This window comes from Actinoplanes oryzae (assembly GCF_030757795.1).
Taxonomy (GTDB): Bacteria; Actinomycetota; Actinomycetes; order Mycobacteriales; family Micromonosporaceae; genus Actinoplanes.
The window spans coordinates 1-616 of the sequence record NZ_JAUQWH010000360.1 but is presented as its reverse complement, the minus strand read 5'-3'; the positions used below and the strand labels follow the sequence as shown (position 1 = coordinate 616).

The window sequence follows — 616 nt, the reverse complement described above, 5'->3', positions numbered from 1 at the left end:
GCGGCGAGGGAAGGGGCCGGGGCCGAGGAGATCTCGACCTGCCCGCCGGGCTCGCAGGTCACCGTGCCGTGCGCCGGCAGGGGGAGCTCGGGACTGTGGGGATCCAGGGTCCGCGGGGCGTGCGGGCCGAGGGCTTGTCGCAGGGACGAGGGTCGTAGGGGAGCCCGGGGATCGGCCGCCGGGTGAACTGTCCACTCCAGCTCGGCGCCGAGGCGGGTCGGTGGGCCGGTCTTGAAGCAGATGGCGCGGATGCGCGCCTCCACTTCCTCCTGGTCACGCAGCACGCGGCTGGTGGCCGCGGCATCGCGGTCGAGCGTCGTCATCGGGGCAGTCTCCTTAAGGAAGGGAACCCGCAATCACGTAGCCCAGACTATGGCCGGGGTGAGACAAGAACGCGCGTCATGCCGATGGCCCCCGGGGGACAAAACGCTGACGACCTGCACCGACGTGGGCATAGTGACCTGTGCCACTGGACATGGCGAAGGCCGGTCCGCAGGACCGGCCTTCGTGGGTGCAGCGCGAGGATCAGATGCTGTCGGTGGCCAGCTGCGAGCGCAGCTTGGTCAGCGCCTTGGTGAGCAGGCGGCTGACGTGCATCTGGCTGATGCCGATCTGG

General features: G+C 70.1%; 1 protein-coding gene and 1 pseudogene. Both read right to left on the bottom strand.

What is annotated here, in order from left to right:
* A pseudogene (locus RBH18_RS43930) lies at nucleotides 1-323 on the bottom strand (ergothioneine biosynthesis glutamate--cysteine ligase EgtA); the annotation flags it as partial.
* 202 nt (nucleotides 324-525) lie between these two features.
* On the bottom strand, nucleotides 526-616 hold a 91-nt coding region (locus RBH18_RS43925; RefSeq protein WP_306216455.1), incomplete at its 5' end, for a sigma factor-like helix-turn-helix DNA-binding protein.